The following is a 22,357-nucleotide window of genomic DNA, read 5'->3' on the forward strand; positions in this document are numbered from 1 at the left end:
ACAGGGAGAGGAAAAGTATGAGGAAAAATGTTTTAGTAAGTGCTGCAATAGCAGTAGTACTGATGGCTAATGTGATCTTCTCAGTAGATGCACAGGCAGTCAGCAGAACAACAACAACAGAGCTTGGAGGAACAGGACGTAGCGTGGAAGAGGCAATCAACCTTGATCCTCAGGTCCTCGGTGCAAGAAGGTCAGCAACTACAAATACACAGGGTGTTACATTAGGAGAGATCACAGATCCTAACGCTCTGGCTGCACTTTCTAACCTTGAGATTTTTGCCAAGCTTATAAGTGATTATACACACACACAGGTTAAAGCAAGCGAGCTTGCTATTCTTGATTCTATGGAGGTTACTCCACAGGCAGGAGTTACAATTTCTGCTCAGAGTCCTCTTTATGTCTCATTTAGTTTCCCGGCTATTACAGCTAAGTCTGAAGTTTATGTACTTCACTATGGCAAGAACGGATGGGAGATTGTTCCTGGAACAGTAGTTGAAGGAAAGATTGTTGGTGCGTTTTCATCACTTTCTCCTGTAGCTATTGTAGCTAAGAAGAATACTCTTAATGGTTCAGTTCTCGGTGCAAACAGAAAGACATCTCCAAGAACAGGAGATAATTTCTGGCTCATTATTATCGCTGGAGCCGGAGTCGTTGCAATGTCTGCAATTGGACTTCAGAAGAAATATTTACATGATTGATTTTCATAAGCCCGTCGTCGGACTTGCAGATCTTCACAGCCACATTGTTCCATTCGTGGACGATGGGGCTGAAGATTATGAGGAAGCTCAGGAACTTATCAGGGAGGAGTACTCTCAGGGAGTTCGCTTTCTGGTCATGACAGTTCACCTTAGAAATGGAATGTTTGAATCACCAATCAGTAAGGCATCGAGACATTTCGAGGAATTAAAGAGCTGGCTTAAGACAACAGATATGAGTGATATGGAACTCATCCTCAGCCGTGAGTATTACTGCGATAATAGATTTATGGCATTACTGGGCGGATATGTAAGAGGCGATGAAGAGATTACATTCGATGGCAAGAAATATGTTCCAAGGGATGAAATAAGACCTTTTGGCAGACATAAATGCATTCTATTAGAGTTTTCTTCTAACAGGATGCAAGATAGTGAATTTGAAATATTTATCCAGAAAGCTTCGCAGGCAGGACTTACGCCTATAATAGCTCATGCTGAGCGTTGTCCTGCTGTGCAGGATAGACCTACGATTGTTTACAGGATGAAAGAGCAGCGAGCTTTTGTTCAGGTAAATTGCGAGTCACTTTTATCAGGAACGAGGACCAAAGAGGCAATTGTTGCCCAGGGACTTGTCAAACATAATATGGCAGATTTGGTTTCATCAGATTGTCATAATCTGAAAGATCGCCTGCCTGAAATAAAAAAATGTTATGCATTTATTAAAAAGAAATATGGCATAAAAGCTGCAGATGAGCTGATGCGAGAAAAGGCACTTTCGCTTATCTATGGTGATGAAGTAGGCAATTGTAAGGAGTTATTTGTAAATGTTAGAAATTAAGCTTGAGAAAAAAGAACTTCCTTTTGCTATGGCAGAGGAAATCAAGAATCTGAGAACAGGTATCAGCTTTAGCGGAGAGAATCTAAAAACAATTCTGTTTACAAGCTGTACCCCCAATGAAGGAAAGAGCACAATTGCTCTTGAGACTGTAAGGTCCTTTGCTGAACTTGGTAAGAAAGCTCTTTATATTGACTGTGACCTTAGAAAATCAATCTTCAACAGCAGAGTTGTAGAAGGTAAGCCTAAATATGGACTTACACATTTCCTCACAGGTCAGTGCAAACTTGAGAATATCATTTACAGAAACGTCGATAAAGAAGATGATATACACTTTGATTTGATTCCTGCAGGCCCTGTAAGCAACAGCCCTACAGAGCTTGTGGCATCAGACAAATTTAAAGATACACTAAAAAAACTCCGTGATGAGTATGACATCATAATAATCGATACACCTCCTCTTGCATCAGTCGGTGATGCAGCAATCATTGGAGCTATGGTTGATGGATCAATCCTTGTAGTGGAAGCAGGCAATGCCGACTACAGGCTTGTTCAGAAAGTTAGAGATAAGCTTGCTACATCAGGATCCAGAATACTAGGCGTTGTTCTTAATAAAGTTGATAAGTCTAACAAAAGCTATGGATACTATAAGCGTGGCTATGGTTATGGATATGGTTATGGCTACGGATACGGGTATGGACATAGCGAACAGTAAATTGGTGATTATTCTATAGAATTTATCCAAATAAAGTTAAATGAATAAACTTACTTTATAACGTACATTTTATGTATGTTGAGTTTTGTGTGCTCAAAAATCGATATTGATAAGAACTATTGGTGTAAAAGATAAACGGAAAAACATAGATATATCCAGGGAGGAGAAAAGTCGTGGGGAGACCGGAAAAACAGAAATTATTAATATATGCACATTACTATGCACCGGATGTTGCTTCTACGGGGCAGCTATTACAGGACATGGCTGAGGGAATGCTTGATGTGTTTGATGTCACAGTTATTTGTACTGTTCCTTCATATGGTGGTAAGGTAAGTCCTGAGTATAAAGATAAAAAGTTCTATGAGGAGAATATTAATGGTGTTAAGGTAATCAGAATTTCTGTTCCTGAATTTACCAAGAGCAATAAAATATCTCGCATTAGGAATTTATTTGCTTATTATTTTGGTGCCAAGAAAGCTACCAAAATGGTAGGGCATCAGGATTTTATCTTCACAATTTCGCAGCCTCCAATCCTTGGTGGAATGTTAGGAGTTTTTGGAAAGAAAGTTTTGAAAAACTCAGAAGGCGGCTCTCCTCTATTTGTATATTGTATTCAGGATTTTAATCCTGAACAGGTAATAGCTACTGGATATGTTAAGTTCAAATCAATCATAAAGATAGCTAAATGGATGGATAACAGAAGTTGTGTCAAATCTGACCTTGTTGTAACAGTAGGAAGAGATCTTGAACAGACTCTTGTTCATAGATTTGGAAACAAAAAGGTTCCCAATCATACAATTATCAACAACTGGGTTGATGAAAAAGAGATACACCCTCTTTCTGCTGATAGCGAAGGCGTTGAAGAGTTTAATAAGACCTATGGTCTTGAGAACAAATTCGTCATCATGTATTCCGGAAATATAGGATTATATTATGATCTTGATGGCCTTATTGAAGTTATGGCTAAGTTTAACGGAGCTAAAACTCCTGACGGAAGGGAAGTTTGCTTTGCCTTTGTTGGAGCAGGCGCAATGCTCAAGAAGTTAGAAGAGTATAAGGAAGAGCATTCTCTTAATAATATTGTATTTATTCCATATCAGGACAAGGATAAGTTAATTTATTCCTTAAATGCTGCGGATGTTCATTGGTGCGTAAGTGCTAAAGGAATTAAGGGAGTTTCTTGCCCTTCTAAATTCTATGGAATAGCAGGTGTTGGCAAGCCAGTAATCGGTGTTCTTGAGAAAGGCGCTGAGATTGAAATGCTCATAGATGAAATTGGCTGTGGCAAACTTGCAGAACCGGGAGATTATGATACCATAGAGGAGATTGTCAACTGGTTCATATCTAATGCAGATAGCTCTGAATTGGCTGAAATGGGAAGAAAAGCTCATGATTACCTCATGGGACATCTTACCAAGAACCTGTCAATCAATAAGTACAAGAAAGCGATGTTGACTTATGAACAGCAATTACTTCAAACTTCTGTTGAAACTACAGAAGGTGAAATACGGAAAGAAATTACTGCTTAAGGGTATTCCAGTAATATTCAATAAAAAGGGCGCAGAGATCAGTATAGGAGATGGATGCACAATTAAATCATCTTTTCTCTCTAACCTGGTAGGCTTATATAGTCGCACTATTGTTGTCACTCGCAGGCCTGGAGCTTATATCAGAATAGGTAATAATGTGGGAATATCCGGAGCTACAATTTATGCACGAAAGGGTATTACCATCGGCGATAATACAGCCATTGGTGGAAATGTTAAGATTCTTGATAATGATTTCCATCCAATAGAATTCGAAGAAAGAAATAAGCTTCTTAATGATGAAAATGGTGGTAATTCAGATCTGGTTCCTGCAAAAGAAGTATCAATTGGTAGGAACTGTTTTATTGGGTGCAATTCCATCATTCTAAAAGGTACTGTGTTAGGAGATGGATGCGTCGTTGGTGCTGGTGCAGTTGTTGCTGGACAATTTGAGCCTAATAGTGTAATTGTAGGAAATCCTGGAAGAGTAATTAGGACACTTGATGTAAAGTGATTTAGGAGCAATTGTAATTATGGTAGATTTAACGGTAGTCATTCTTACTAAGAATGAAGAGAAGAATCTTAGAAAATGTGTGGAATCATTTAGAGGAATAGCTAAAAGGTTTGTAATAGTTGATAGTGGTTCAACTGATGGTACAAAGGATTTATGTGACAAGTTAAATGCTGAGCTTAATGAAAATGGTGCCTCTTTGGATTTTTACTATAACGAATGGGTTTCCTATGCCAATCAGTTAAATTGGGGATTACAGAACACTGGAATCGATACTGAATGGTCTATGCGAATGGATGCGGATGAAGAATTGCTGGAAGATCTTGTAAAAGAGATAGAAGAAAAACTTCCTACCGTGAATTCACCTATAAATGGAATTGTGTTGAGACGAAGAGTGTATTTTATGGGGCGCTGGATTAAGCATGGTGGTAGATACCCTGAATTATTATTGAGAATATTTAGAACTGGGAAGGCTATGTGTGAAATGAAAATTATGGATGAGCACATGATTCTTTCCGAAGGGACAACAATTGAGTTTAGACATGACTTAAAAGATAATAATCAAAAAGATTTGGAATGGTGGATATCTAAACACAATTGGTACAGCAATCGTGAAGTGCTAGATCATCAAATGAGGTTAGCTGGGGATTCATTTGTTGAGAAAGGTTGCTCTAGTAATCAAGCTAAGATGAAGAGAATAGTAAAAGATGGTGGATACTACAAGTTGCCTAAATTTATTAGGGCACATCTTTACTTTATATATCGGTATTATATAAAGCTAGGGTTTTTAGATGGCCCAGAGGGTAGAATCTTTCATTTTTTACAAGCTTATTGGTATCGATTCCTGGTAGATGCCAAGATGTTTGAGTGTGAAAAAAAAGGTGTTATTATGAAGTCTCAAGCCGATTTGAAGGCATAAGGGAGCCAATATGATTAAGGTGCTTATGATTGCAAAGGCTATGGAAAGGACAGGTGTCACAAGTGTGATGCTGTCATACTTTGATAATATTGATAAAAGTATGATTAAAATTGACTTTGCAACAGGATTAGTTTATGAAATAAGCTATAAAGAACATGTAGAAAGTGCGGGAAGCCATTTTTGGATAATTCCAGATCGCGATAAAAATATACTATTGTATATTAAAAAGCTTGCGAGTTTAATTAAAAAAAATGGATATGATGTTGTTCATGTGCACGGTAATAGTGGAATGATTTTTCCAGAACTGATGGCAGCAAAACTCGGAGGAGCAAAGGTAAGAATAGCTCATTCACATAATACTATGTGTAATCATCCAAGGTTGGAAACACTAGTTAGACCTATTTTCAATCATTATTATACCCATGCAATAGCATGTTCTCAAGAAGCTGGGGAATGGATGTTTAAAGGAAGACCTTTTAGGATAATAAATAATGGAACTGATACAGCTAAAATGGTGTTTTCAGAAAACGATAGGAATTTGATTAGGAATAAGCTGGGTATAGCTGAGGATACAATTCTTATTGGACACATAGGATACTTCAACTATCAAAAAAATCATCATAGGTTAATCAAAATTTATAAGAATGTTTTTCAGAAGAATAGTAGGACTAAGCTTTTATTGGTCGGTGATGGTGGAGAACGCCCTAATATTGAAAAAATGGTCCATGAGTATGGTCTTACTGATAATGTGATTTTTTATGGGCAAAGTAATGAAATACCTTGTTTATTGGCAGCGATGGACGTTTTTGTTCTTCCTTCACATTTTGAAGGCTTTGCCATCGTTTTATTGGAAGCACAAGCTTCTGGGCTGAATTGTATAGCAAGTAGTGTTGTGCCTTTAAATGCAGCAAATGCGGCAAATGCTGTTGAGTTCTTGAAGTTAGATGATTCTGATGAAGTATGGGCAGATGCGATCATAAGGGCTGCAGAAAGAAATTTAGGGCATAGAAAAGAAAAATCAGCTATTTGTCGTAAAAAAATGATAGATAGAAAATATGATGTACAGGCTATAGCTAACGAAATGAGTGAATTGTACATGTCGGCTGTGTAGGGAGAAATAGTAAGATGAAGATTGCTGGATTAACTTGGTGGAGGGGAAATTATGGGTCTATTCTGCAAGCATATGCGCTTCAAGAGTTGATTTCTTTATACACTAATGTTGAATATGAAATATTGGATCAGTATGGAGAAATTGCTTCAGTTGGTAATTTGTGTGATAGATTAAGGCGATGGGGAATAAAAAAAACACTAAAAAAAATTAGATGGAAATTTGCATCTTCAGGTTTTAAAGCAAGAAATGAAGCATTACAGAAATTCGTGGATGAGAAGTTACGACTTTCTGATTATAGATATACTGAAGAAACTATTAAAGAGTGTTTGAACAAGTATGATGGTTTTATATGCGGAAGTGATCAAATATGGAATCCTTTATTGTCTAGTGTGAATGATATTTATTGGTTGGGATTTGCAGGTGAGGATAAGCTAAAAATTGCATATGCACCAAGTATTGGTGTTGATGAATGTAATGATGATACCGCGAAAACAATTAGAGATAATTTAAAAACATTTGATTTTATATCTTCAAGGGAGCAATCGAGTTCAGATTTTTTGAATTATTTATTGGGAGATAATCTTTGTGAAACCGTTCTTGATCCTACACTTGCATTGCCAAGAGACAAATGGGATGAAATATTGCCAAAGCCTAAACTATCATCAAATATAAAGTATGTTTTTGCTTATATTTTGCGTGGAAATAAAGAACAACGTCAACTTGTTGAACAATATGCTATAGAGCATGGATTAAAGGTTGTATCATTTCCTTACTTGGATTCGGATTATATTGAAAAATATGATAAACAATTTGGAGATATCCAAATATATGATGCTTCTCCAACAGATTTTGTTCAGTTGATAAGAGGAGCGGAATATATATTTACTGATTCTTTTCATTGTACGGTGTTTAGTATTTTATACCATAAGCTTTATTGCTTATTTCCCAAGATTGGTAAAACACAAAATGTAAGACTGAATGATTTACAGCAAAAATTCCAAATAGAAGATCGCATGATAAAAAGTAATAATTTGTTAGAAGTGAATTCATTAAAGCCTATTAATTGGGAAACTGTTGATGAGAATTTGGATGTTTGGCGAAAAAAATCAGTTTCGTATTTAGTAAATGCTTTGGAAAAGAGAAAAGTATGATTTCAGTAAACAATAAAACATGTACTGGATGTAGGGCCTGTGAGCATACGTGTCCTAAGAAATGTATTAGCATGAAAGCGGATACTGAAGGCTTTCTAATCCCTTCAGTGGATATAAAAGAATGTATAAAATGTGGTGCGTGTGATAGGGTATGCCCTCAACTAAAAAAAAATAATGCGCCTGAATGCTCTGAGGCTGTGGCATTTCATTTTAACAACACTGAGATTAACAAATATAGCACATCAGGAGGAGCTTTTGCTGCACTAGCTACTTTAATCCTCGAAAATAAGGGAATTGTAATTGGTGCAGCTTTTACTGATGTGAATCATGTGAATCACATCAGTATTAGTAGTAGTGATGAGCTATATAGATTACAAGGAAGCAAATATGTACAGAGTAATACTTTGAATACTTATGTACAGGCAAAGCATTATTTGGATGATGGAAGACTTGTACTTTATTCTGGAACAGCATGTCAGATTGCTGGATTAAAGGCCTTTTTAGATAAAGATTATAACAATCTTTTGTGTGTAGATGTAATTTGTCATGGAGTATCCTCGCCACTTTTATATGAAAAATATATAGAATGGCTGCAGGAAAAAAAATCATGTGAGGTTAGTTTATATCATTTTAGAACTAAATCAGATGCTGGGTGGGGACACTATGGAAAAATCGTACTAGATAAAAAGAAAGAACAACTTTTTTCATCTAATGATCCTTATATTAAGGCTTTTATGACAGGACAAAATTATAGAGAATGCTGTTATGAGTGTCATTATGCAAATAGGAAACGTGTAAGTGATTTGACTCTCGGGGATTTTTGGGGCATTCAAAGTAGTTATCCAGAACTATATCACAGAGATGGTGTGTCGGCAGTGCTGATAAATTCTATAAAAGGGAAGGAATGGATGGAACAATTAAATACAATGGCTTGTATAAAAGCAGTTGATATTGAGAAAATTATTCCTTACCAAGAAAATCTTCAACATCCAACAGATAGACCTGAAACAAGAACAGATTTTTATAATGGATTGAAGGCTCAAAATAATAATGAATACATGAAGAAAAAGCTTTTGCCTTGCGTAACTATAGATGATAAATTGCATGCATTGTTACCTATGAAATTAAAGTATGCGATTAAGAGATTAAGGAAAGGCTTTTGAGAAACTATGAAAATGAGTAAGCGACGGATAAAGGTTTTGATAGATAATATTTTATTAACATATTGGAAATATAAGCATGGGGTTGCATTAAACGCTGTGCTTCAAGATTCAGAAATTGGTGAACATAGTAGAATCTATGCTAAAACGAAATTCTATAGGTCTTCAATAGGTGACTATTCTTATGTTGGTCCATCAAGTTTTGTTGCAGATACTAGTATTGGGAAGTATACATCAATTTCTCAGGAATGTTATATTGGGGGGGCTTCACATCCTATTTCTTGGTTAGGAACATCACTGAATTTTTATTGTACTAAACCTGAAGAAGCTGGGCAAGGATATCCTTTTAGAAAGAAATATTTTGATGCATTTAATAGAACATCGATTGGCAATGATGTATGGATTGGCGCTAGATGCATAGTTTTGGCAGGTGTTAAAATTGGTGATGGCGCTGTTATTGGCGCAGGTTCTGTAGTAACCAAGGATATACATCCTTTTGAAGTTTGGGCTGGTAATCCAGCACACAAGCTACATGATAGATTTGAAAAGGATGTTATAAAAGAGATTTCTGATATTAAATGGTGGAATCTTCGAACTGACGAGATAAATAGAAATATGGATGTAATTGATAATCCAAAAGAGTTTTTGAAAAGAGTAAATAAATGAGTAGAATACTTGTGTTAGCATCGTTCCCAGCTCCATATAGAGCAGATGTTTTTTCGGGACTATCAAAAGAATATGATTTAGATGTTTTTTTTGGCTTGACTAAAGATGATGATAGAAACGAGGATTTTTATGTTAAAAGCAGCCAGTTTTCATTTTATTCATTGGGAGATGGAGCCGGTAGACTTTTCTTTGATGAATGCATAAAAAATATAAGAAGATATGATTTGGTTCTTGCATATGATTGGTATTTACCATTTGCAAGGAAAGTACTAATAAAATGTATCGTTTGTCATATACCGTATTTTGTTAATTGTGATGGAGCGTTTATTGATAATAATAAATCAATAAAATCTCTTATAAAGAATATCGGAAAGAAATTTTATATTAGAAATGCAAATATGTGTTTAGCCAGTGGAAAGTATGCCGCTGACTATTTTAGGCATTATGGTGCTAGAGATAATAAAATAACAATACATAATTTTTCTTCACTTCATAGAGATGATATTATTCCTGAACCTATAGATAATTATTCAAAAGGTGAATTACGAAAACGTTTAGGACTAAAGAATATAAAAACGGTTATTAGTGTTGGCCAGTTTATTCCTAGAAAAGGATTTGACGTATTGCTTGAAGCATGGGATGGGCTGGATAACCAGGCGCAATTAGTAATTGTTGGTGGTGGAAAAGAACGAAGCAAGTATGATAAGTCAATAGCAGAAAAAGGATATAAAAATGTTGTCTTGATAGATTTTGTGGACAAGAAAAAAATCTTTGAATACTATAAAGCATCAGATTTATTTGTGTTGCCCACAAGAGAAGATATCTGGGGATTGGTCATAAATGAAGCTATGGCTTGCGGGTTACCTATAATAACAACTGATCATTGTATTGCTGGACTTGAACTAGTTAAAAATGGCCTGGGTGGATATATAGTTCCTATAGATAATAGCGAGATATTACATGATAGAATTAAGCAATGTTTATCATATGATCTTTGTAGTATGAGCAAAAATAATCTTGAAACTATAAAAGATTATACTATTGAGCATATTATAGAATGTCATATTCGTGATATAGATAAAGTTATTGTAAGGTAAGACGGGTATATATGAAAGTAAAGAAAATGGAGTGGCCAGATATTTTGATGGCTTTAACAATTGGAATAATAGTTCTGGCGCAGATTAAATGGGACTATCAGCCTTTGATTAGAAAAGTGATGTATGCTATATGGATCATATGTTTTGCCTTTCTTATGCTAGATAGAATGAGGGTAAAAAAAACAAATTTTGGTATATTGTTTTTGACTTCAACAGTATGCATATATGTGTATTGTTCGGTATTGGACTCAATTGGTGGAGGAATGTATTCTAATTCACTGATGAAGGCGTTTATGCCAATTTCATGTTTTGCGTACTGGTTGGGTGTAATAGTGGCATCTGGAGATATGAAAGAAACGACCATAAAAGTTTCTTTGATTACATATTTTATATCAAGTACTATTTTTTCTATAGTATTACGGATATTTTTCTTTAGTGATATTTCTTCTTGGCTTTCCAGCAATGTATATACATATGGTGTGGGGAAAAATCAGGTCGGGATGGTGCTGGCAAGTGCAGCATTAGTAGGTATAGTCTTTGTTTGGCCTATGTGTATTAATATAATTGAAAAGGTAGCAACGGTATTTGGCATTTTATTATGTTATTATGGTGTGGCCTTAGTACAAAGTAGGACGGCTATTATAGCTAGTTTTATATGCATTAGTTGCTATTTTTACTTACAGGGGAAAATCAAAATAAGATATGTTATACCTATTGTTTTGATAGCTATTGTAGCTTTTACTAATGATTCAATAGCTATGTTTTGGGACCATGTTTTTTTTATTTCAAAATATGCTGATAAGGGATCGAATGCATTTTTTAGTGGAAGACTTGATAGTTATAAGCATGCTTTAGACTTGGTGAAAAATGATTTATTGTTTGGAATAGGCAATTATTATGTAGATTGTTTATATGTTCAAGTCCTAGTTGAGGGAGGAATAATTGAATGTTTACTTGTTATTCCCCTTGTATTATTTAGATTAAAAAATGGATTTAAATATTTTGTTAAAAATCTTTCATTGAATAATCTTGCTTTGGTATTAGCGATTTATTATTTTGTTACGTCTTTTTTGGAAGCACAGACACCATTTGGCCCTGGAACGAGTGCATGTATTTTTTGGATAGTGTCAGGATATGTTGATGTGACTAAGAAAAATCATTTCAAAAAGTATATGCAGGCAGGTTGAGTGATATGAACAGATTAAAAAAGAATCTTAGATTGCAGACTATTTATCAAATTATAGCAACATCTATACCATTACTAACATCACCATATTTGTCAAGAGTGCTGGGGGCAACAGGATTAGGAATATATTCTTATACGCTTTCTGTTGTAAATTACTTTAGTTTATTTGCAATGTTAGGAATGTCCAGCTATGGCTGCAGGACTATAGCTATGGCTAAAGACCAAAATGAAGAAGAAAGACTTTTTATAGAAATACATTCATTACAGGTACTTACATCTTTCATAATGACCATAATGTATTATTCTACGGTGTTATTTTTCTTGCATGACAACCAAAAAATAGCAATGTTGCAGTCATTTTGGTTGTTAGCGTGTTCGCTTGATGTAAGTTGGTATTTTTTTGGAAAAGAAGAATTTCAAGTCACAGTAACAAGAAATTTGGTTATAAAACTCATCACTGTTATTTCTATTTTTGCTTTTGTTCGAACGAAAGATGATGTAGGCACATATACTTTTATCATGGCCTTCGGATCATTTCTTAGTCAGTTTGTTTTGTTTTGTTTGCTTAAAAAGAGGGTGAAATTTTGTATTCCTGAATGGAGAGGAGTTTTATCTCATATTAAACCGAATCTTCTATTGTTTGCACCAATACTGGCAATGAGCGTATATCACCTCATGGATAAGACCATGTTGGGAATGTTAGCTGATTATTCTGAAAGCGGATATTATTATAATGCAGATAAGGTAATAAATATTCCCCTGGGAATAATTGGTGGAATAGGGACAGTTATGATGTCTAAAGCTTCAGTACTAAAAGCTGAGGGAAATGACGATGGTGGAAAAAGAATACTTAGTTTATCAATAGAAGGCTTTATGTGTGTTGCTTGTGCAATGGCTTTTGGAATAGCTTCTGTAGCTAAGGAATTTGTACCTATCTTTTTTGGCCAAGGGTATGACAAATGTGTTGAATTGATAATTTTATTATCAGTAGTAATGATATTTAAATCGTTATCAAATATAATACAAAACCAGTACTTAATCCCATATAATAAGGAAAAAATGTTACTTGTTTCTATAATTATAGGAGCTTTTGTTAATTTGATAATTAATTACACCTTTATAGGAATTATGGGAAAGGGAGCTTTAGGGGCTACCATTGGAACAGTAATAGCGGAGTTAGTGGTCTGTTTAGTTCAATATATTATGAGTGAAAAGGATATTCATCTAATAGGTAAAGTTGCCAGTTCTTTTGTCTATTGTATTTTCGGAGCACTAATGTTTGGCACTGTACGCCTTATTTCAAACATTGACGTGAATGATTTATTAAAGATGCTAATTGAGATTACTGTAGGCGGAATAATGTATTTGATTATGGTTGTCTTGTATTGGTATTTGTCAAAAAATCCATTGTTAGAACAATATTTGAAGAAAGAATAGAAAAGGCATATGAATAAGTAGATGTCGTTGTGATTCTTGGCGTTCTCTGTATTAAGCCATATTCAAGAATTGCAGCGGGAAGCTAGTCTAAAGGTTTTATTGCTACTAGAGCAACGAAAAGCAAATGGTGCAGAATGAAGAACAACAACGGTTAGAATTAGCATTACAGGAGAAGGAAGAACAGTGGTGACAGGCACCAATGTGGTACACCTTTTGTCAACTTAACATGAATAAGTATACCGTTAAAGGCGAAATTAATTACCTGTAAGTTGATTGTTTCATATTTTCAAAGCGCCATAATTTTCTTTTTGTATTTTTGCATAGCAAACAGACCTGAGCTGTATCAGGTCTGGTGAATCATCTTTTATGGAGTATCAGTTTACAGGTTTCAGGTTAGGAAAGTGTTTTCGACAGACGAGTTTTCTGGTTTTTCTTCCATATTTTCTGCCGGGCACTAACTGAGATCTGACCTTGAAAGCATCGGATACTATCTGATCCAAGTATTCTGTGGGAGAATATTACAAAGTATCTTTGGAATGGCTTTTTTTAATCGCCCGATGATATACGCACTGTTAGCCTGATATCGATTTTTTCCTGTTGGTGTCATGTGTTCATCTATGTCATCATCGACTTTGTCCTTTATTAAAAAATTCAGATTTGACATAAGTAGATTTATATAGAACTCTTGAAATACAGCAGTTTTAGTTTTTCCACTGTATTCTTCAAGAAGGAATTTTTCTTTTAGCTCCATGTATTTACTTTCAACTGGCCAGCGCAGAAAGTATAGTTCACGGAACATATCTATAGTAAGGAATTTATCAAATATATTGGTTCCAAGATACTCACGAGAACCAGCACTTAGAATCACTTCTAAGATTCTGATTGAGATATCTTTAGTACCAATTTTGGGATTTCCTGGTAACACAGCAGTAGAATCACCGTGACAAGAACGGACCATTCTAATCTGGTCACGTAGTCTCATAAGGCATAGATATCCATTGGATACACAGTACCTGAACATATCATTTGAATAGTAGCCATGGTCAAAGATGATTACTGACTTTTCATATATATTTAAGGCTTCCAGAGCTTTCATGTGTTCTCGAGCCGTAGCTCTTTCAGAACCAAGATATTTTTGAAGTGATGCATGGGCTATATAATCATCAAGAACATCATAGACAATAGAAGCAAGACCAGAAGAAAACTTCCTGTCTTTGTGCGGATAAGTGAACATTTCTCCAAAGAAATCAAAGTTGGATGGAGAATTGGGAACTTCTATCTTTGATCCATCAATCGCAAAGATATGATAACCATGCAATAGCTTTCTCTTTTTGATATTGCTATAGAAGATGTCAACTGAGAGGGTGAAGAAATTGTGGAATAAACTTGGATTAATATATTGACGAGCTTTTGACACGGCCTGCTTTAAGACTTCAGGAAAACATGAAGGAAGCAGGTCATCACGTATTGAAGAAAGATTCTGATACATTGAAGCTTTAGTAGTGTAGGACAGATATGTTACCATATGGAGCATTGATAATTTGCGCTTTCATGTTTTTCCATTGTAACCTCCTAAATTTGCTTGATCTGGATGTGTTTCGCGACCACGAAATAACATCACTTTTTGATCAAAGGGCTACGAAGCGGTCGCAAATTTTGGGAGCTTTGTCAAGCGTTTTTGAATAAAAAATCAAAAATTTTTAACACAATAAAAAAGCTGCAAAGCTAGTAACTATCTAGCTTTACAGATCAAGTTGACCACAGTGGTGACAGGCACTGTGAAGAAGATAAAAATAAAAGGAAAAGTGCCGAAGTATTGGTGAAGTCATCAACGTGTAGCTAAAAAAGTAAGCGTAGAAGGGAGATTATTTATATGTATAAGCGTAAAAAAAATGGGGGTACTGGCTATATACTAATTATTTTATCTGTAATTCTTGCAGTAATTCTTGGCGTTCTTCTATATTATAGCCATATTCAAGAATTGCAGCGTGAAGCTAGTCTAAAAGTTTTATTGCAACAAGAGCATGAAAAGCAATTGGCACAGAAGGAAGAAGAGCAACGGTTAGAGTTAGCATTGCAGGAGAAAAGAGAAGGCGATTCTTTTTATCAGAAATTAGCGGATGGGTTTGACGTAAATGTTCTTGTTGTTGGTGATTCAATTGGGGCTGGTGCGGGTGCATCCGATGACAATCATAATTTGAGCACTCTTTTGAAAAATAAGATTGCTGAAACATATGGGAGTCTAGTGACTCTTACAAATGTTTCTCTTGGTGGAAATACATCATATGCTGGATATGCTAGTACCATGGCATTAGATGATAATGTTGATTATAATCTTGTTGTTTTGTGTTATGGACAGAATGATAGTCAAGAGAACTTTAGCTTATATTATGAAGCTATGATACGTGCTGTTAAAAATCGCTATCCTAAAGCTTCTCTTTTGGCAATACTTGAATCTAGTCAGAAGGAATATACTTTGAAGATGCAGGCAATACAAGATATTGCATCTCACTATAGTATTCCTGTGGTGGATACTATTGCACCGTTTCAAAAGAATTATGAATCGCTTACAGCAGATGCAGTACATCCTAATGATGATGGATATAAAGTATACTGCGAGACAACAATGAAAACAATTAATGATCTTGTTGCTGAGTCATATGGATTTGATCCGATGGATGTTTCTCCTATGAATGACAGGGTTATGGATTTTGATGATTTCAAGTTTGTAGGTGCCGACCAGTTTACTCGTGATAATAATACCTTTACGCTTAATACATCTCTTCAAGGAACTATTCTTGGAATAGATTATGATTTTGTATCCGGAGCAAATAGTTGCAAGATAATAATTGATGGAGAAGAATATGCTGCTCCAGAAGTTAGTTTTGATTATGATTCCAGTCAGCGACATATTATGGTTGTAAATAATTGGCTAGATGGTGATGTTGTTGATGTTCAGAATGAAATAAAAGTAGTATTTGCGGATGATGAGAATGGTCAGAAGCAAGCTGATGGTTTCAGAGGTCTTGCTATAAGCGGTTGATTTTTATAAAAAGATATCCCTGCTCGAAAGAGCAGGGATTAGTTATATAGCAAGTTATGGATTAATGCCGTTATCCACTAGTAATTTGCGGAGGCGGGCATTCTCGTCTTCAAGGGTAGTATTCTTAGATGTAAGAGTAGCATTCTCATCTGTAAGAGTAGATACTTCATCAGTAAGCTCTTTTATCGTTTCTTCTCTTTTTGCCTGATAACGGAGAAAATCTTCACGATCTCTGGCAACTTTACGGATGTTCTCATCTGTGTTCGAAAGGTAGAGAGATTCAATAGCTGAAGACATGCATTCATTATTCTGTGCAACCATTTTAAGTTCCTCCCAGGTTTTGGATTTGAAGAGGCGGACCCATTCAGTTATGCCATAGTCGATATCATCTTGTGTAGCTAACTCTTCATGGTTTAATTCTATCACAATCAGATTGAGCCTGTCAGTATAAAGGTAATTGTCCTTGGCATTTCGCAGCTGATAAGTCGCACAGAATTCCGGATGATCTTCGAAAAGTGTAAAGTCAAGGAAACCTATGTGATACACTGGAAGAACGTTTTTGTAATCTTCTCCGCGGTTGATGTTATCGTATTCACGGCAGATGTAAGCTACAGACCTGAACTGCCAGTTACCATAGTTGTTCAGTTGCATCTCGATGTTTATGACAATGCCATTATTCAGAGTTAGGAGGATGTCCATTCTGTATTCCTTGTCAGCGATACTTACGCCGGGCTGAACAACATTTTTTATCTCTATATCTGTGATCGAATTCGGTTTTAAGTGGAGTACAGATGAGAGAAGGCCTTTTAACGCGAATTTGTTTTGCTGAAAGACGATCCTGAACATGTAGTCGTTGGTCATTCCGACCTCGACTGGACCGGTGGCATTCAGATAGTCCTTTCCGGTGAATTCGTTAATAATTTTTGATTCTTGGTGCATTTGTAAATCCTTTCTGTTTGTTACGATCTTTGGAAAATGGCTCAGAGGCCGGAAATAAAGAATGTAACTGAAATTTAATGATGCTCAGAAATGAGCTATAGACTATGTTAACCGGAAATTATTAAGATTTACCGTCGAAATTTCTTTAGATTTTATGTAGATAGAAAATCCTGCTCGAAAGAGCAGGTATTAGTTCTTGCATTTAAAATTCACATATGCTATTCTAACCAAGCTGTGAAAATCTTTCACAGTTCTTTTCCAATCTGGAGAGGCTGAGCAGTTCTTGCTGATGCCAATTTCATTGATGGGAGAATTAGGATTTTTTGAAGGAGGCATATGTATATGCAAGAAGAAAACAAAGACAAAAAGGCATCACCACTTTATTCTGAGTTCGCTTATGATGATGCTTACAGAACTATGGAAACGGAATGCGATGATATTATAATTCCATTTGTGAACTATTTTTACAATGAGAATTATGATAACACTGCCAAAATCACCAGGCTGAGGAATGAACATTATATCGAACATGCTGATCAGTCTGATGAGAAGAGGATCACTGATTCTCATTTCAAGATCACACAGAATGATGTCAGTAAGACTTATCATTTTGAGTGTGAGAGCAAGCCTTATGATAATTCGATCCTTGTAAGGATGTTTGAATATGATTCTCAGACTGCTCTGGATGAGAGTAAGAGTGAAGGAAATATTCTGAGAGTGAGATTTCCTTATGCAGGGTTGCTTTTACTGAGAAAGTCACTGTCATCACCTGATAGAGCAGAAGTCATAATCGAGACTCCTAAGGGTGAAGTAAGCTATGACATTAAAATTATTAAGATTTCTGACTTTTCGATTGACAGTATCTTTGAGAACCATTTGTATCTTATGATTCCATTTTATATTTTCAATTATGAAAGTGAATTTAAGTCAATTAATGAAGATGCAGAGAGAACAGAAGACCTTGCTGATGTATTCAGAAACATAATGGATAGACTTGATGAGGAGCTTGAGAAAGGCAACTTGTCAGCGTTATCCCACAATGTTATCATTAGACTAACACATAAAGTTGTCTACAAGCTTACGATGAAGCATGACAAAGTGCAGGATAAGGTAGGTGGTATTATGGGTGGCAAGGTGCTGGATTTACCTGACATAAAAGTTTTTCATGAGGGCAAGGCTGAGGGACTTAAGGAAGGCGAAGCTGAACGTAAGAAATTAGCTGATAAAAATACGGAATTAGAAGATGAGATAGCATCTCTAAAGGCTGAGCTGGAAAAGCTTAAGAAACAGATGAAGTAATAACTGGATAAATAATATATTTGATTTAAGAATTAACTCCTAATACAGAGGATGAATGCTTTTGTATTAGGAGTTTTTGTTATAAAAACTGATCGAATGGGTAGATAATAAGCAGCCACAAAAAAGAATTATTGATAATATTCCGCGAATGATTTATTATTTTAAGTCAGTACAATATGGATTTATATAGAGAGGAAATCATACTATGTGCGGAATAGTTGGATATATTGGTAAACGTCAGGCGGCTCCAATATTGATCGATGGGCTCAAGAAGCTTGAATACAGAGGATATGACTCAGCAGGTATTGCTGTAAGAGATGGAAGCGATAATGCTGAGGTTGTTAAGGCTGTCGGAAGGCTCAAGAATCTTGAGGAGAAGACTGATGATGGCGCAAGTGTTCATGGATGCTGCGGTATCGGCCATACAAGATGGGCGACTCATGGTGGACCTTCTCAGACAAATGCACATCCTCATGTATCAGGTAACTGTACCGGATCTGCATCTGGAACTGTTTTATCTGAGGTTGTTGGTGTACATAACGGTATTATCGAGAACTATCAGGAGTTAAAAGAAAAGCTCATTAAGAATGGCTACGAATTCTACAGTGATACAGACACTGAAGTTGCTATCAAGCTAATAGATTATTACTACAAGAAGTACAAGGTTGGACCTATTGATGCGCTTGCCAAGACTATGGTGAGAGTTCGCGGATCATATGCGCTGGAAGTAATGTTTGCCGATTATCCGGATGAGATATATGTGGCAAGGAAAGACAGCCCGATGATCATCGGTGTTAACGATGGAGAGACATACGTAGCATCTGATGTTCCGGCTATATTAAATCATACCAAGAATGTATATTACATTGGTAATAATGAGATGGGAAGGCTCCTTCCCGGTAAGGCTGAGTTCTATGATCTTAATGGCGACATAATAGAAAAAGAGCTGGTGGAGATCAAGTTCTCTGCTGAATCAGCTGAAAGAGGCGGCTTTGAGCATTTCATGATGAAAGAAATTCATGAGCAGCCAGCTGCTATTCGTAACACGATAGGATCTCTTGTAACTAATGGAAGACTTGACCTTGCCAAGATTGGTATAGAAGAGGAAGTGATCAGCTCTTTTACCGGAATAACAATTGTTGCCTGTGGAAGTGCATGGCATGTAGGAATGGCAGCTCAGTACGTTATTGAAGATATTGCCAGAGTTCCGGTTCGTGTAGAGCTTGCTTCAGAATTCAGATACAGAAATCCTTTGCTTGATCCTAATAATCTTGTAATAGTTATCTCCCAGTCAGGAGAAACTGCAGATACTCTTGCGGCTCTTCGTGAAGCAAAGAGCAGAGGAAACAAGACACTGGCTATAGTTAATGTAGTTGGATCATCAATTGCAAGAGAAGCAGATTATGTAATTTATACAGTGGCAGGACCTGAAATATCAGTAGCTACGACCAAGGCTTACAGTTGTCAGCTTGTAGTTTCATTCCTTCTTGCAATGGAGTTTGCTCTTGTAAGAGGCCAGATTGATAAAGAGACTTATGATTCTTATCTTTCTGAAGTATCAAGAATTCCTGATTGCATTCAGAAGATTCTTGATGACAAGGAGAGGATCCAGTGGTTTGCAGCCAAGATTGCAAACTCTAAGGATGTCTTTTTCATTGGAAGAGGAATCGATTATGCTATAGGTCTTGAGGGAAGCCTCAAGCTCAAGGAGATTTCATATATTCACTCAGAGGCATATGCGGCCGGTGAGCTTAAGCACGGAACAATCAGTCTTATTGAGGACGGAACTCTTGTTATCGGTGTCCTCTGTCAGGATGGTCTTTATGAGAAGACTGTTTCAAATATGGTTGAGTGCAAATCACGTGGCGCTTACCTGATGGCACTTGCTCCTTATGGAAAATATGATGTTGAGGATATAGCTGATTTTGTAACTTATGTACCTAAGATGGATCCACACTTTATAGGATCACTTGCTGTAGTTCCGCTTCAGCTTCTGGGCTATTATGTTTCAGTTGCAAGGGGACTTGATGTTGATAAGCCAAGAAATCTGGCTAAGAGTGTAACTGTAGAATAAACATGATCAAAGAATAGATACAGCATAGATAGAGTATAGATTAAGCCGGTCTTCTGTTAAGACCGGCTTTGATATTATGTATTAAGATTGATTTTTAATCCGAACTGATGTTAAATGTCTAGTATATAAGCTTGTGTTCTGGGGGATAATTACACGTGACGTCAACATTTATGAGAATCAGAAAGTTATTTCCAATAGCTATAATGCTGATAATAATTGCCATACTTACGATGCAATCTCCAAGTGAAACTCTTAGTGTTTCCGGAGGATTACAGAATTTTTGTAAGGCGATTGTTCCTAATGCCTCCGGCAGATGGGCAACAGATATGCATTGGTTTAGATCTCTTTTACATTTACCGCTTTATTTTATGCTTGGGATCATAACAGCTTTTTCTTTTACCAGACCATGGGTATCTGCGCTTATATGCAGCGTAGTTGCCATTGCTGATGAGACTTTTAAGGTATTTCTTCCAACAAGAGAGTTTGAGGGAAGGGACATTGCCTTTGATGTTATTGGTTTTCTGGTTGGGATTGGACTTGTTGTAATAATTAGAAGATTAAGTGCTGGGAATGAGCGCGTTTAGAAGTACAATTTAGCGAATGTATTTTTTTGAATAAAAAAATTGAATGAATGGAAGTTTGTATATATAATAGTAAAGTTGATAGGAGGAGAAAAACATGAAAATAGCAGTGGCGGGAACTGGATATGTAGGACTGTCTTTGGCGGTTCTTTTATCACAGCATAATGAAGTAACAGCAGTAGATATTCTTGAGGAGAAGGTTGAGAAACTCAACAACTGGAAGTCTCCGATTCAGGATGAATATATTGAGAAGTTTTTGGCTGAGCATGAGGAAAGAGGACTTAATCTCCATGCGACCACAGATGGTGCGTCAGCTTATGCAGATGCAGATTATGTAATCATCGCAGCACCTACTAATTATGATCCACAGAAGAACTTTTTCGATTGTTCTGCAGTAGAGGCAGTTATTGATCTGGTTCTGAAATCCAGTAAGACAGCAACAATGATCATCAAGTCTACAATTCCAGTAGGCTATACCAAGAAGGTCAGAGAGCAGTTTAAGACAGACAGAATACTGTTCTCACCAGAGTTCCTTCGTGAGTCCAAGGCTCTTTACGACAACCTGTATCCTAGTAGAATCATTGTAGGATGCGATGATGCCAGCAGAGAGAAGGCAGAGGTATTTGCAAACCTTCTTGTTGAGGGTGCTGAGAAAGAGAACATTGATACTCTTTTCATGGGCTTTACAGAGGCTGAGGCAGTTAAGCTCTTTGCTAATACTTATCTTGCACTTCGTGTCAGCTACTTTAATGAGCTTGATACATACGCTGAGCTCAAGGGTCTTGATACCAGGAAGATCATCGAGGGTGTTTGTCTTGACCCCAGAATTGGAACACATTATAACAATCCATCATTTGGATATGGCGGATACTGCCTGCCCAAGGATACCAAGCAGCTTCTTGCAAACTTCCAGGATGTGCCTGAGGATCTGATCAGAGCTATCGTTGAGAGTAACCGTACCCGTAAGGATCATATCGCTGACAGAGTGCTTGAGAAGGCAGGTTACTATACAGCATCTTCCATGTGGAATGCAGAAAAAGAGAGACCTATAACTGTAGGTGTTTACAGACTTACAATGAAGTCTAACTCTGATAACTTCAGACAGAGTAGTATTCAGGGTGTTATGAAGAGACTCAAGGCTAAGGGCGCAACAGTAATCATCTATGAGCCAACACTTCCTGATGGAACAACATTCTTTGGTTCTCTTGTTGTTAATGATCTTGAGAAGTTCAAGACAGGATGCGACAGCATTATCGCAAACAGATACGATACAGTGCTTGATGATGTAGCCGATAAGGTATACACAAGAGATATCTTTAAGAGAGATTAAGAGATAAAAGATAAAAGCTAGATAACAACAAAACAGCTCTGCAAAGGTAATTAGCCTATGCAGAGCTGTTGTTTTATGTTTT

Annotated in this window: 20 protein-coding genes; 18 read left to right on the plus strand and 2 right to left on the minus strand. The window is 36.4% G+C overall.

Annotated features, from left to right (window positions below):
• Positions 1-17 precede the first annotated feature (17 nt).
• The 13 genes from BPR_RS04155 (at position 18) to BPR_RS04215 (ending at position 13,009) form a co-directional block, all read left to right on the plus strand.
• On the plus strand, positions 18-698 hold the full coding sequence (locus BPR_RS04155) for a hypothetical protein (RefSeq protein ID WP_013280207.1): 681 nt from the start codon (positions 18-20) through the stop codon (positions 696-698).
• The gene (locus tag BPR_RS04160; protein WP_013280208.1) at positions 691-1,533 is read left to right on the plus strand and encodes a tyrosine-protein phosphatase; all 843 of its coding nucleotides are present in this window, start codon (positions 691-693) and stop codon (positions 1,531-1,533) included. The genes BPR_RS04155 and BPR_RS04160 overlap by 8 nt, the downstream gene beginning before the upstream one ends.
• On the plus strand, positions 1,520-2,245 hold the full coding sequence (locus BPR_RS04165; RefSeq protein ID WP_013280209.1) for a CpsD/CapB family tyrosine-protein kinase: 726 nt from the start codon (positions 1,520-1,522) through the stop codon (positions 2,243-2,245). The genes BPR_RS04160 and BPR_RS04165 overlap by 14 nt, the downstream gene beginning before the upstream one ends.
• Before the next feature lie 173 nt (positions 2,246-2,418).
• Positions 2,419-3,774, plus strand: a complete 1,356-nt coding sequence (locus BPR_RS04170) for a glycosyltransferase family 4 protein (RefSeq protein WP_013280210.1) — start codon at positions 2,419-2,421, stop codon at positions 3,772-3,774.
• Positions 3,746-4,285, plus strand: a complete 540-nt coding sequence (locus tag BPR_RS04175; protein WP_242662197.1) for an acyltransferase — start codon at positions 3,746-3,748, stop codon at positions 4,283-4,285. The genes BPR_RS04170 and BPR_RS04175 overlap by 29 nt, the downstream gene beginning before the upstream one ends.
• A gap of 19 nt (positions 4,286-4,304) precedes the next feature.
• Positions 4,305-5,201, plus strand: a complete 897-nt coding sequence (locus BPR_RS04180) for a glycosyltransferase family 2 protein (RefSeq protein ID WP_013280212.1) — start codon at positions 4,305-4,307, stop codon at positions 5,199-5,201.
• Between the two features lie 10 nt (positions 5,202-5,211).
• Positions 5,212-6,312: a glycosyltransferase gene (locus tag BPR_RS04185; protein ID WP_013280213.1), complete on the plus strand. Its 1,101-nt coding sequence runs from the start codon at positions 5,212-5,214 to the stop codon at positions 6,310-6,312.
• Positions 6,313-6,326: 14 nt separating this feature from the next.
• The gene (locus tag BPR_RS04190) at positions 6,327-7,463 is read left to right on the plus strand and encodes a polysaccharide pyruvyl transferase family protein (protein ID WP_013280214.1); all 1,137 of its coding nucleotides are present in this window, start codon (positions 6,327-6,329) and stop codon (positions 7,461-7,463) included.
• A complete protein-coding gene (locus tag BPR_RS04195; protein WP_013280215.1) occupies positions 7,460-8,626 on the plus strand; it encodes a Coenzyme F420 hydrogenase/dehydrogenase, beta subunit C-terminal domain in 1,167 nt (388 codons plus the stop codon). Before BPR_RS04190 ends, BPR_RS04195 begins: the two co-directional genes overlap by 4 nt.
• Positions 8,627-8,632: 6 nt before the next feature.
• Positions 8,633-9,289, plus strand: a complete 657-nt coding sequence (locus tag BPR_RS21450) for a CatB-related O-acetyltransferase (protein WP_013280216.1) — start codon at positions 8,633-8,635, stop codon at positions 9,287-9,289.
• Complete coding sequence (locus tag BPR_RS04205) at positions 9,286-10,386, plus strand: glycosyltransferase family 4 protein (RefSeq protein ID WP_013280217.1); 1,101 nt, start codon at positions 9,286-9,288, stop codon at positions 10,384-10,386. The genes BPR_RS21450 and BPR_RS04205 overlap by 4 nt, the downstream gene beginning before the upstream one ends.
• 11 nt (positions 10,387-10,397) lie before the next feature.
• Positions 10,398-11,573 carry an O-antigen ligase family protein gene (locus BPR_RS04210; protein ID WP_013280218.1) on the plus strand — a complete coding sequence of 392 codons (1,176 nt, stop codon included), beginning with the start codon at positions 10,398-10,400 and terminating at the stop codon, positions 11,571-11,573.
• A gap of 5 nt (positions 11,574-11,578) precedes the next feature.
• A complete protein-coding gene (locus BPR_RS04215; RefSeq protein ID WP_013280219.1) occupies positions 11,579-13,009 on the plus strand; it encodes an oligosaccharide flippase family protein in 1,431 nt (476 codons plus the stop codon).
• Between the two features lie 487 nt (positions 13,010-13,496).
• On the opposite strand, the gene BPR_RS04220 is transcribed toward BPR_RS04215, so the two are convergent.
• Positions 13,497-14,534, minus strand: coding sequence for a transposase (locus BPR_RS04220; protein ID WP_167531145.1), 1,038 nt, complete (start codon positions 14,532-14,534; stop codon positions 13,497-13,499).
• 348 nt (positions 14,535-14,882) lie between these two features.
• Between BPR_RS04220 and BPR_RS04225 the strand changes: the two genes are divergently transcribed.
• On the plus strand, positions 14,883-16,052 hold the full coding sequence (locus BPR_RS04225; RefSeq protein ID WP_013280221.1) for an SGNH/GDSL hydrolase family protein: 1,170 nt from the start codon (positions 14,883-14,885) through the stop codon (positions 16,050-16,052).
• 54 nt (positions 16,053-16,106) lie between these two features.
• On the opposite strand, the gene BPR_RS04230 is transcribed toward BPR_RS04225, so the two are convergent.
• Positions 16,107-16,991: an Rpn family recombination-promoting nuclease/putative transposase gene (locus BPR_RS04230; protein WP_013280222.1), complete on the minus strand. Its 885-nt coding sequence runs from the start codon at positions 16,989-16,991 to the stop codon at positions 16,107-16,109.
• A gap of 342 nt (positions 16,992-17,333) precedes the next feature.
• Here BPR_RS04230 and BPR_RS04235 point away from each other — a divergent pair, with 342 nt between their 5' ends.
• The 4 genes from BPR_RS04235 (at position 17,334) to BPR_RS04250 (ending at position 22,275) form a co-directional block, all read left to right on the plus strand.
• Positions 17,334-18,290: a hypothetical protein gene (locus BPR_RS04235; protein ID WP_042256523.1), complete on the plus strand. Its 957-nt coding sequence runs from the start codon at positions 17,334-17,336 to the stop codon at positions 18,288-18,290.
• A 205-nt stretch (positions 18,291-18,495) separates the two neighbouring features.
• Positions 18,496-20,364, plus strand: a complete 1,869-nt coding sequence (glmS, locus tag BPR_RS04240; RefSeq protein WP_013280224.1) for a glutamine--fructose-6-phosphate transaminase (isomerizing) — start codon at positions 18,496-18,498, stop codon at positions 20,362-20,364.
• 155 nt (positions 20,365-20,519) lie between these two features.
• Positions 20,520-20,948: a VanZ family protein gene (locus BPR_RS04245; protein WP_013280225.1), complete on the plus strand. Its 429-nt coding sequence runs from the start codon at positions 20,520-20,522 to the stop codon at positions 20,946-20,948.
• A gap of 94 nt (positions 20,949-21,042) precedes the next feature.
• Positions 21,043-22,275, plus strand: coding sequence for a nucleotide sugar dehydrogenase (locus BPR_RS04250; RefSeq protein WP_013280226.1), 1,233 nt, complete (start codon positions 21,043-21,045; stop codon positions 22,273-22,275).
• Positions 22,276-22,357 lie beyond the last annotated feature (82 nt).

The sequence above is a fragment of the Butyrivibrio proteoclasticus B316 genome (assembly GCF_000145035.1).
GTDB lineage: Bacteria > Bacillota > Clostridia > Lachnospirales > Lachnospiraceae > Butyrivibrio > Butyrivibrio proteoclasticus.

Excerpts from the sequence above, each read along its gene's own strand:
- BPR_RS04155 (WP_013280207.1), top strand. The coding sequence starts at position 18 with ATGAGGAAAAATGTTTTAGTAAGTGCTGCAATAGCAGTAGTACTGATG.
- BPR_RS04160 (WP_013280208.1), top strand. The coding sequence starts at position 691 with ATGATTGATTTTCATAAGCCCGTCGTCGGACTTGCAGATCTTCACAGC.
- BPR_RS04165 (WP_013280209.1), top strand. The coding sequence starts at position 1,520 with ATGTTAGAAATTAAGCTTGAGAAAAAAGAACTTCCTTTTGCTATGGCA.
- BPR_RS04180 (WP_013280212.1), top strand. The coding sequence starts at position 4,305 with ATGGTAGATTTAACGGTAGTCATTCTTACTAAGAATGAAGAGAAGAAT.
- BPR_RS04185 (WP_013280213.1), top strand. The coding sequence starts at position 5,212 with ATGATTAAGGTGCTTATGATTGCAAAGGCTATGGAAAGGACAGGTGTC.
- BPR_RS04190 (WP_013280214.1), top strand. The coding sequence starts at position 6,327 with ATGAAGATTGCTGGATTAACTTGGTGGAGGGGAAATTATGGGTCTATT.
- BPR_RS04195 (WP_013280215.1), top strand. The coding sequence starts at position 7,460 with ATGATTTCAGTAAACAATAAAACATGTACTGGATGTAGGGCCTGTGAG.
- BPR_RS21450 (WP_013280216.1), top strand. The coding sequence starts at position 8,633 with ATGAAAATGAGTAAGCGACGGATAAAGGTTTTGATAGATAATATTTTA.
- BPR_RS04205 (WP_013280217.1), top strand. The coding sequence starts at position 9,286 with ATGAGTAGAATACTTGTGTTAGCATCGTTCCCAGCTCCATATAGAGCA.
- BPR_RS04210 (WP_013280218.1), top strand. The coding sequence starts at position 10,398 with ATGAAAGTAAAGAAAATGGAGTGGCCAGATATTTTGATGGCTTTAACA.
- BPR_RS04215 (WP_013280219.1), top strand. The coding sequence starts at position 11,579 with ATGAACAGATTAAAAAAGAATCTTAGATTGCAGACTATTTATCAAATT.
- BPR_RS04220 (WP_167531145.1), bottom strand. The coding sequence starts at position 14,534 with ATGGTAACATATCTGTCCTACACTACTAAAGCTTCAATGTATCAGAAT.
- BPR_RS04225 (WP_013280221.1), top strand. The coding sequence starts at position 14,883 with ATGTATAAGCGTAAAAAAAATGGGGGTACTGGCTATATACTAATTATT.
- BPR_RS04230 (WP_013280222.1), bottom strand. The coding sequence starts at position 16,991 with ATGCACCAAGAATCAAAAATTATTAACGAATTCACCGGAAAGGACTAT.
- BPR_RS04235 (WP_042256523.1), top strand. The coding sequence starts at position 17,334 with ATGCAAGAAGAAAACAAAGACAAAAAGGCATCACCACTTTATTCTGAG.
- glmS (WP_013280224.1), top strand. The coding sequence starts at position 18,496 with ATGTGCGGAATAGTTGGATATATTGGTAAACGTCAGGCGGCTCCAATA.
- BPR_RS04250 (WP_013280226.1), top strand. The coding sequence starts at position 21,043 with ATGAAAATAGCAGTGGCGGGAACTGGATATGTAGGACTGTCTTTGGCG.